Genomic DNA, 9754 nt, shown 5'->3' with positions numbered 1-9754 from the left:
CAGGGCCGGAACCGCCACATGACCAAATACGTCCTGCGTGGAGCCGCGTTGTGCGCCGCGGTCGTGTTCACCTTCGCGGTGCCTGCCATGCCCGCCGTCGCGGCCCCCGCGCCTCACGTGGATCGCATCGAGCAGGTCGACGACCGCAACTCGGACATGTATGTGTACTCGCCGTCGATGGGCAGGAACATTCCTCTGCAGGTCATCAAGCCTGCAGATACTTCTGTTCCGCGCCCGACGCTGTACCTGCTGAACGGTGCCGGCGGCGGCGAGGATGGCGCGAACTGGCTCAACCAGACCGAGATCCTCGACTTCCTCGCAGATAAGAATGTCAACGTCGTGATCCCGGCCGAGGGAATGTTCACTTACTACACCGACTGGATCGAAGAAGATCCGGTCGTCGGAGTGGCCAAGTGGCAGACGTTCCTGACGGAGGAGTTGCCCCCGGTGATCGACGACGCTCTGGGCACCACGGGTGTGAACGCGATCGCGGGCCTGTCGATGGCCGCAACGTCGGTGCTCTCGCTGGCGATCCATGCTCCGGATCTCTACCGCGGCGTGGCATCGTACAGCGGGTGCGCGCAGACCAGCGACCCGCTTGGGCAGACCTATCTGCGGTCGGTGATCGAGGGGATGGGGGAGACCGACGCGACGAACATGTGGGGGCCGTACGACGGAGAAGGCTGGGTCGCGCACGACCCGACCGTCAACGCGGAAGGCCTACGCGGCCTCTCGCTCTACATCTCGAACGGAACGGGTCTGCCCGGCCCGTACGAGAATCCGGAACTACCGCGGACGCCGCAGTCGCCGCCGCTGCTCGACCAGGTCGTGGTCGGCGGCGTGATCGAGGCCGCCACGAATATCTGCACGCATCGACTCCAGGAACGGTTGGAGGAACTCGACATCCCCGCGACCTTCCACTTCCGGCCCGACGGTACGCACTCGTGGGGGTACTGGGAGGACGAGCTTCAGCGTTCCTGGCCGCAGCTGGCGGAGTCGATGGAGTTGTAGAACGCAGCGGAACCTCCTACGGCTGGCCCAGCAGGAGGGCTGTCAACCTACGTTCGGGCTGCTCTCGCTTCGCAGTTCTTCATCCACAGGCAATCGATTCATCCACAGATGTGTTCCGGCACGGGGCATTCGCGGTACCCGGCTCTATCGGTACGCGACGCTGTTCGCATGGGATATGTGCCACTCATCCGACGCAGCGACGCCCTCGCGCTCGGCTACACCCCGGGAGAGATACGCGGCTTCGTCTCGAGTGGACGGTGGGTGCGGTTGACTGCCGGGGTCTTCCTTCCCCGCCAAGACTACGACGCCGCCGACGAATACGGCCGCCATGCATTTCATGCACGTGCCGTGGCGCAGATGGCAGCACCGGACGCCGCCCTCAGCCACGTATCGGCTGCAGTGCTGCACGGGTTGCGTCCTTGGCGCATCTCGCTCGCCGCCGTTCACCTGACCCGTGACCGGGCGAGTGGAAGCAGGACTTCTGACAGGCGCGTGATGCACGCGGCAAGGGTGGATGAGCGTGAGGTGAGGGAGAGCCACGGCGTACGGGTTCTGGCCGTGTCGCGCAGCATCCTCGATCTTGCGGCGTCGGAGCCACTGGAGCATGTGGTGGCGCTCGGCGACCAGGCCTTGCGTCAGAGACTCACGGAGATCGGCGAACTGGAGCGTGAGGTCGGAAAGATGGGAAGTCGTTCTGGCCGTCCTCGCATGTTGCGGGCAGTGCGTCTTATGAGCGACCGAAGCGACAGCGTGGGTGAGTCGCGCAGTCGTGTGTTGATGATCGGTGAACAATTGCCGATACCCCTGGAACAAGTCGACGTGTTCGACGCGACCGGTCGTTGGTTGGCTCGCGTCGACTTCCTGCTCCCGGACCACGGCGTGATCGGTGAGTTCGGCGGGCGGATCAAGTACCGACGCGACGGCGTGGCCACAACTGACGCCGAGGATGTCGTCTATCGAGAAAAGTTGCGCGAGGACCGACTCCGTCACGCAGGCTGGGTCGTGGTGCGGTGGACATGGGGCGACGTCGAAACGCCCGGTGCGGTCGCGGCGAAGATTCGCGGGGCGATCGCGTTGGCGCAGCGGGGGAGCGGGCCGACGGGAACGTTCAAGGTTCGAAGGCTCACAACACAGAAGTGAGGCTCGCAACGCCGATGGTTGACCACCAGCGTTGCGAGCCTCACTTCTTGGTTGCTTACCTACTTACGGCCGGGTGGCTTGGGTCCACCCTTGATCTGCAGTCCGCCGGGCTTCGCCTTCGGCGGAGCCGGTGCCTCCGATACGGGCTTCGCCTCGGGCTCGGCGGAGGGCTCAGGCGCAGCCTCCGGAGCAGGAGCCGACTCCGTCGCCGGTGCTGCTGCCGGTGCGGCCTTCTTCGGGCCGGGGCCCTTGAGCCCGCTCTTGAGCTGCAATCCACCGGGCTTCGCCTTCGGGATCGCGGTCTCCTTCGGCGCTTCGGCAGGAGCCTCTGAAACCGCAGCTTCAGGAGCAGCCTCGGGTGCAGGCGCTGCTGCCGGAGCAGCTGCCTTCTTGGCGCCGGGGCCCTTGAGCCCGCTCTTGAGCTGCAGACCACCGGGCTTGGCGGTCGGAGGTGCCGACTCGGTGGCAGGTGCAGACGCCTCGGCAGGCTCAGCTGCGGGCGCGGCTGCTGCGGGCGCAGCTGCCTTCTTGGCGCCCGGTCCCTTGAGTCCACCCTTCATCTGCAGTCCGCCGGGCTTGGCCTTCGGGACGGCAGGGGCTTCGGCCGACGCAGACTCGGCAGCGGGAGCAGCAGCGGCAGGTGCTGCCGGAGCAGCGGCCGTCTTCTTGGCGCCGGGGCCCTTGAGTCCACCCTTCATCTGCAAGCCGCCGGGCTTGGCCTTCGGAGCCTCAGCGGCTTCGGCAGGAGCAGCGGCGGCAGGCGCCGCGGCCTTCTTGGCGCCGGGGCCCTTGAGTCCGCCCTTCATCTGCAGACCGCCGGCCTTCGGTGCGCCCGTCGTCTTGGGCGCCGCGGGGGTCGCCGCAGCTTCCACGACTTCTTCGACGCGCTCTTCCTCGACGGCTTCGGCGACGGCCTCGGCCTCGACCGGGGTCTTCGGCTCTTGGATCACCTTCAGGTTTTCCGTGAGCTTGTCCGCCTCGATGCGTGAGATCGACTCGAGCATCAGCTGCGCGACGTCGACGACCTCGACACCCTCGCCCTTGCCCTCTTCCTGACGCGCGGTGACACCGTCCGTGAGCATCACGCGGCAGAACGGGCAGCCGGTTGCGATCTTCTTGGGATCGGTGCTCAGTGCTTCGTCGACACGGTCGACGTTGATGCGCTTACCGATCCGCTCTTCCATCCACATGCGGGCACCGCCGGCGCCACAGCACATCGACCGCTCACCGTGGCGAGGCATCTCGACGAGTTTTGCGCCCGACGCCGCCATGAGCTCACGTGGAGCGTTGTACACCTTGTTGTGACGACCGAGGAAGCACGGGTCGTGGTAGGTGACGTCCTCGCTGACAGGCGCGACCTGGACCAGCTTCTTCGCCCGCACCAGGCGGTTGAGCAGCTGAGTGTGGTGGACGACCTCGTAGTTGCCACCGACCTCGGGGTACTCGTTGTTCAGCGCGTTGAAGCAGTGAGCGCAGGTCACGACGATCTTGCGCTTACTCGGCTCGACACCCTCGAACACGCCGTCGAGGACCTCGATGTTCTGCTGCGCGAGCTGCTGGAACAGGAACTCGTTACCCGCACGGCGAGCCGAGTCGCCGGTGCAGGTCTCGTCTGCGCCGAGGACCATGAACTTGGTTCCCGCGGTGGCGAGCAGTTCGGCGACGGCCTTCGTCGTCTTCTTGGCGCGGTCCTCGTAGGCGCCGGCGCAGCCGACCCAGAAGAGGTACTCGTAGCCGTCGAAGCTGTCGGCGTCCTGACCGAAGACCGGGATCTCGAAGTCCATCTCGTTGATCCAGTTGAGACGGTCCTTGGAATTCTGACCCCAGGGGTTGCCCTTGTTCTCGAGGTTCTTGAACAGACCTGCGAGCTCGGACGGGAAGTCCGATTCGATGAGCACCTGGTAGCGACGCATGTCGATGATGTGGTCGACGTGCTCGATATCCACGGGGCACTGCTCGACGCACGCGCCACAGTTCGTGCAGCTCCACAACGTCTCGGTGTCGATGACGGGGGCGAGTTCGCCGGCCTCGACGAGCTCGGCCGATTCGCCGACGAGCTTGCGGCCCGCTTCGGCGCGCGCCGCTTCGGGGATCTTTGCGAGTGCAGCTTCGTTGACATTGCCTTCGCTGTCGACGAGACCGACCTCGTCGCCGCCCATGTCCGTGCGGCCACCGGCCAGCAGGTACGGGGCCTTGGCGTTGCCGTGGTCGCGCAGCGACATGATGAGCAGCTTCGGCGACAGCGGCTTACCGGTGTTCCAGGCGGGGCACTGCGACTGGCAGCGGCCACATTCGGTGCAGGTGCTGAAGTCCAGCCAGCCCTTCCACGAGAAGTCCTCGATGCGTCCGGCGCCTAGCGTGTCGGTGTCGGGGTCGACGTTCTCCATGGTGAGGGCCTTGCCCTTGCTCATCATGGGCTTCGCGGCACCGAGGGCCACGCCGCCGTCGTCCTCACGCTTGAAGTAGATGTTGAAGAACGCGGCGAAACGGTGCCACGCAACGCCCCACGTGATGTTGCGGCCGACGATGTAGAGCCACACCATGCCGGACATCAACTTGATGAACGCGAAGACCGACACCATTTCGGGGCTTGCAGGCAGAAGCTTCGCAAGATTCATCGTGAAGAAGTCGGTCGACATGTGGCCACCGCCGTAGGTGGCGATCTTGCCTGCCTTCACGAAGATCATGCCGAGGCCCTCGATGAGGACGACCGCTTCGACGAAGTAAGCGGCCTTGAAATCCGAGCCGCTGAACCGGGACATCCGTCCGGGCTGACGCGGATGGTTCAACTGGCGGATGATGATCAACACGACGATGCCGATCACTGTGCCGAGGCCGAGCACCTCGTCCATGAAGTGGTAGACGGCGGTGTTGCCGATGATCGGCCAGTGGAACTCGGGGTTGAACGTCTGGCCGTAGGCCTCGAACCAAACGATTGCGCCGAGCATGAAGCCGACCATGACCAGCCAGTGCGCCCAGCCGACGGTACGGAACTTGGTCATCTTCGTGTGCGCGATGAACTCGACGAGCATCTGCTTGAAACGCGGGAAGAACGGACGCCAGCGATCCGGGGCCGGTTGGCCGATCCGGATCGCGCTGACCATCTTCCACGCACCGCTGATGAACGCGAACCAACACACGAGGCTGAGCAGCACGCCGATCGTGCCCAACGTGATCGTCAGGGCATTCATACGTGGCCTTTCGTGTCGGGGGCGGACAGCCCGCCTGGTATAAGCCTCCGCATCGTAACGCACGCTAAGTTACCCGCTGGTAACTAGAGCGAGTCTACTCGTGAGTAACTAGGCGTTGCGGTGCTGAGAGCCTGTGCGGCAGTCACCGTATAGACGAGTAATTCGTCAAAACGAGCCAGGCTGCCCTTACCGCGCCACGCTCGATATACGGCGCGGGAACGCTTCAGGGCACGATTCGGCATCTATCAGGCGTTACCGGGATAACAAATTGTCATGGCGTCGGTTATGATTTCGATCCGGACGTGACTTTCGGACAAAAAGAACGAACGTCGGGGGTTCGAAAGTCTCACGCTTACAGGGAAAATTGGGGGCGTCCTCGGGGCGTGCGCCATGTCACAGAACGGAAACACATGAAGCTCAGGAAGCTTGCCGCCGTAGCGACGATGACCATCGCCGCTATGGGAATCACGGCCGGAACCTCCTACGCGGCCCCGGCGGCCCAGGGTGAAGACAAGATCAACTACGAGGTGCGCGGCGAGGACGACTCGGTCGTGACCGTTATCGACGCCGGCGCCTTCCAGGTCTCGGGCGACGGCACGAGTGTTGAGCTCAAGGATGACGACGGCAACACGGTCATGAGCCTGCCGCTCGCTATTCAGCTCGGTGATCTGCAGCTGCCCTTCGAGCGTGAGATCAGCGAGGACGGCAAGACTCTCACCCTGACCCCGACCACTGATCTGACGCAGGCAACCCCGGTTGCTCCCGAGGACAAGGTCGCTACGGGTATTACGCCGGTTGCGCTCAAGGTGACGGACGTTGCATCGCCCGAGGAGAACCTCAAGGCTCAGCAGAACTTCGTCTCGCAGCTCGGTGTCGCCACCGCAATCGGTACTGTTGCAGGCGCGATTATCGGTTGCATTGTGGGTGCGATCCCGGGCTCGATTGTTCCCGGTGCTGGCACCATCCTGGGTTGCGGCGCAGGTGCTGCGACCGGTGGCACGATCGGAGCGTTCGTGACCGGCGGACCGGCCGCAGTTATTGCGGGAATCGGACTGGTGCAGGATCTCACGGCAGCTCCTGGCACCACACAGTGGGCTAACTGACAGCTAGCTTTACACTTCGGCCCCGCTACCCGGAATGGGTGGTGGGGCCGAAGTCATTGCTGAAGGGACGTCAACTCAGAACAAGCGCCGCAATCAGATTCCACCAGAACTGAGGGCTCCCCGTCAGCACCTCAACGCTTCCCGTGAGTGATCCGAACATTTACGCGTCCTCCCTATGATCCGCCGCCGATGCGGGAACATCCCCATCGTTCGTTTTGCGGCCGAACGAGATTTCCGAGCGTAACCCGGTTCGATCTTGATGCCGCGTCGACACTCCGCACCCGTCACCCCGACGTCCCGGCCCCACCCGCATCCCCGTCTGGCCGAGCGAATATGCAGGCGGAAAGCGGCGTCAGAAAACATCGGTGCCCGCCTTCCGTGTGGAAGGCGGGCACTGATGCTTACGCGGTTACGTGAGGGACTAGCTGGTGCGGAGCGTCAGTCCCGGGTTCTCGGCGAGGATCGAGTTGATCGGCGTCGCGAACAGTTCGGGGGTTTCTCCCAGCAGACCGCTGACGATGGTCGCGATCTCGCACATGCCGTACTGGCCGACGTTCGAGGCGCTCGAGATACCCATGGCGAGGGTGCCGGTGACGAGGGTGCCGCCGCTGTCGCCCTGGAGTGCGCACAGGTTCGTCGAGAAGCCGTTCTGCAGGATGCGATGGCCGATCTCGACGTTCTGGCTCGTCGCGGTCACGAGGCCGCAGCTGTAGCCGGTACGCAGACCGGACTTGCAGACGGGTGTGCCGACGATCGGGTCGGCGGTGCCGGTGATCGGCAGGGGAGCCGCACCGGGCACGCGGACGCCGTTGTTCTCGAACCGGCCTTCTGCCTCTCCGGTCGGGCGGATGATCGCGTAATCGCTGTCGTCCAGGCTGGTCTTCTCGAACTTGCCGAGGTGCTGACCGAGCGCCTCACCGTTGAGCTGGTACACATCGGACGCCCACTGGGTGCCTGCCTGAGCACGGTTGGGATCGCAGTGACCCGCGGTGATGTTGACGGGACCGCGGCGGTCCTCAGCGTTGAAACCGAGCGAGCAACGCAGGCCCGTTCCCTGTCCGAGCGAGGCGTACGCGTCGCCGCCGAGCAGCGCGTCGGGTGCGGCCGTGCCTGCCACGGGATGCAGGTCTGCGGCAGGCTGCGGGGTGAGGTCGGCCGGAGCGAACAGCACCCGCACACCCGAGAGGAACTCCGGCAGTTCCAGCCCGGCGACGTTCTCGGCGCGCACGATGACGTCGTTGTTGATGACGTCGATGGCAACACCGCGAACCACATCGGCGATGGCAGGCGGCTGCGTTTCGAGCCAGTCGTTGAGGGCCTTCAGTTCGTCGTTGAGGGCGTTCTCGCTGTCTTCGGTGCGCTGCACGGCGAACCCGGCGTCCTCGGCGGAGGTGCGCGCCTCATCGAACTGCTCGCCGTCTGCGAGCCCGACGGTGGGCGTGCCGTGGTCGTCGAGCCACACACCGGCGAACACGGCCGCGAACTGCTCGCGTGCCGTCTCTGCGAACCGTGCGAGGTCCTGGCTGCGCGCGGCGTCCTGCAGGAATCGCTCAGGGCTGATCTGAAGATCTCGATCCAACGCTTCGACGAGTTCGGCGGGCAGGTCCGCGGTCTGAGCGGGAGCCGGGTCGGCCTGGGCTACCAGCGCAGCAGGTCCGATGAACAGTGCAGCAGCCGAGCCGAGGACGGCCGCCCGACGTGCGAAGGAGCGTCGCATGGATACCTTTCTCAGTGACCTCCACGCGTGACGTGGAGAGGCCGATCGGAGCGGATCGGCGACACGATTCTATGGGCTGAGGGCGGCAACCGGCGCGGATCGCCGGTTGCCAGTGTGTCGCATGTGACTTGTGTGATTATTCGGGCGCGGATGCTGTGCGCACCCGAGTTCCGGTGGCGTCCGTGATGTCGCCGACCGCAATCCCGAGGCTCGACGTCCCACCCGTGGTGGCGAGCACGAGGTTGGCCTCGACGCAGTCGGGGGCGCCTGCACTGTTCGAGCCCGAGATCACGCCGAGCGCCAGGGTGCCCGTGACGATCGCGCCGCCGCTGTCGCCCGAAAGGGTGCATGCGGTGGTCGCGAAGCCGCGAACAGTGCTGGCGGTGCCGTTGGCGTACACGAGCTGGGTTTCGACATGGTCGGCGGCAACCACACCGCACGTGAACGACGACGACTGCCCGGACTTGCACACGGGGGCGCCCACCACGGGACGTGCGGTTCCGGTGACCGTCAGTGTCGAACCGTTTCCACCACGTACCGTCGGGCGGTCGAGACCTGCGTCGACGCCCGCATCGTTGAGCGAGATGATGCCGTAGTCGAGGGTGCTCTCGGTGCCCGCCGTCGAGTCTGTGAACGAACCGATCTGCACGCTTTCGTCGATGTTCCCGCGGTTGGGCAAGTACACCGTGGACCCGCCGTCTTCACGGGCCACCGCGTCGCAGTGACCTGCCGTGATGTTGACGGCATCGCCGTTCGCGTCGACACCGTTGAACCCGAACGAGCAGATGCCGATGCGCTCGAGCGGTGTGTCGCGCACGTCGCCATCGGCGGTGACGTAGGTGTCGCCGCCGAGCGGAGCCGGATCGTTGGGCGGCATGCCGGGCGACAGCTGCACCTGGATGTTCGCGATGAGTGAGGGCAGGTTGAGGGCTCGGCCGAGAGGGGAGTTGACGACGTCGACGACGATCTGGTTGTTCAGCACATCGATGGAGGTGTTGTTGATCTGCGACGACACCTCACGCGGCAGTGCAGCGACCCACCGGTTGAGTTCTTCGAGGGCCCGCTCGAGGCCATCGGCCGAGATGGGTGCGACCGTGGCGTGGTAGCCGTCCTGCTCGGCCTGGCGCGCTGCGTCCCGGTTGGTGACGGCGACGACGGGGTTGCCGTCGGCATTCATCCATGCGCCTGCGAAGTCGGAGGGTCGTTCAGCGCGGAAGTCGCGCGCGTAGGTGTTCAGCTCCTGGGCGCGGGCTGCGCGCTCGAGGTACTGCTCAGGTGTGAGCCCGAGATCTCGCTGCACGGCCTCGACGAGTTCCGCCGGAAGTTCGGGCGTCTGGTCCGCGGGAGCGGCGTTCGCGGTTGCGGTCAGCGGTCCGATCAGCAGCACCGCTGACGCCGCAACCGTTGCGGCACGACGGATGGTGGTACGGACTGCGGCGCGCGACGCCGACGAGTGACGCATGAAGGCCCTTCGTAGTTGGTCGATCTTGTACGTGAACAGCTGTTTTGTGAACTTCGTCGTTGGGTCCGAACGGCCCTGGGACAGCGTACGGCACCGGGTATTGATCTTGAAAGGGTCGAAGGGCCGATTC

At 65.1% G+C, this 9754-nt stretch carries 6 protein-coding genes; 3 read left to right on the top strand and 3 right to left on the bottom strand.

Features of this window, described 5'->3' with window-relative positions:
• Nucleotides 1-18 precede the first annotated feature (18 nt).
• Both ACSYG9_RS04285 and ACSYG9_RS04280 read left to right on the top strand, forming a co-directional pair.
• Nucleotides 19-1011: an alpha/beta hydrolase gene (locus tag ACSYG9_RS04285; RefSeq protein ID WP_454841293.1), complete on the top strand. Its 993-nt coding sequence runs from the start codon at nucleotides 19-21 to the stop codon at nucleotides 1009-1011.
• 168 nt (nucleotides 1012-1179) lie between these two features.
• Nucleotides 1180-2151 (top strand): hypothetical protein, encoded by a 972-nt coding sequence (locus tag ACSYG9_RS04280; protein WP_454841292.1) that lies wholly within the window; start codon nucleotides 1180-1182, stop codon nucleotides 2149-2151.
• Nucleotides 2152-2210: 59 nt separating this feature from the next.
• On the opposite strand, the gene ACSYG9_RS04275 is transcribed toward ACSYG9_RS04280, so the two are convergent.
• Complete coding sequence (locus tag ACSYG9_RS04275; protein ID WP_454841291.1) at nucleotides 2211-5342, bottom strand: (Fe-S)-binding protein; 3132 nt, start codon at nucleotides 5340-5342, stop codon at nucleotides 2211-2213.
• A gap of 410 nt (nucleotides 5343-5752) precedes the next feature.
• Between ACSYG9_RS04275 and ACSYG9_RS04270 the strand changes: the two genes are divergently transcribed.
• Nucleotides 5753-6445: an ammonium transporter gene (locus tag ACSYG9_RS04270; protein ID WP_440125966.1), complete on the top strand. Its 693-nt coding sequence runs from the start codon at nucleotides 5753-5755 to the stop codon at nucleotides 6443-6445.
• Between the two features lie 421 nt (nucleotides 6446-6866).
• Here the strand turns inward: ACSYG9_RS04270 and ACSYG9_RS04265 are convergent, their stop codons facing one another.
• Nucleotides 6867-8162, bottom strand: coding sequence for a trypsin-like serine protease (locus ACSYG9_RS04265; RefSeq protein ID WP_440125965.1), 1296 nt, complete (start codon nucleotides 8160-8162; stop codon nucleotides 6867-6869).
• A 136-nt stretch (nucleotides 8163-8298) separates the two neighbouring features.
• Nucleotides 8299-9624: a S1 family peptidase gene (locus ACSYG9_RS04260; protein WP_440125964.1), complete on the bottom strand. Its 1326-nt coding sequence runs from the start codon at nucleotides 9622-9624 to the stop codon at nucleotides 8299-8301.
• Between the last annotated feature and the right edge of the window lie 130 nt (nucleotides 9625-9754).

Source organism: Rhodococcus sp. SJ-2, assembly GCF_053750035.1.
Note: the sequence above shows the minus strand (reverse complement) of the source record. Positions and strands in the feature narration are given on the sequence as shown.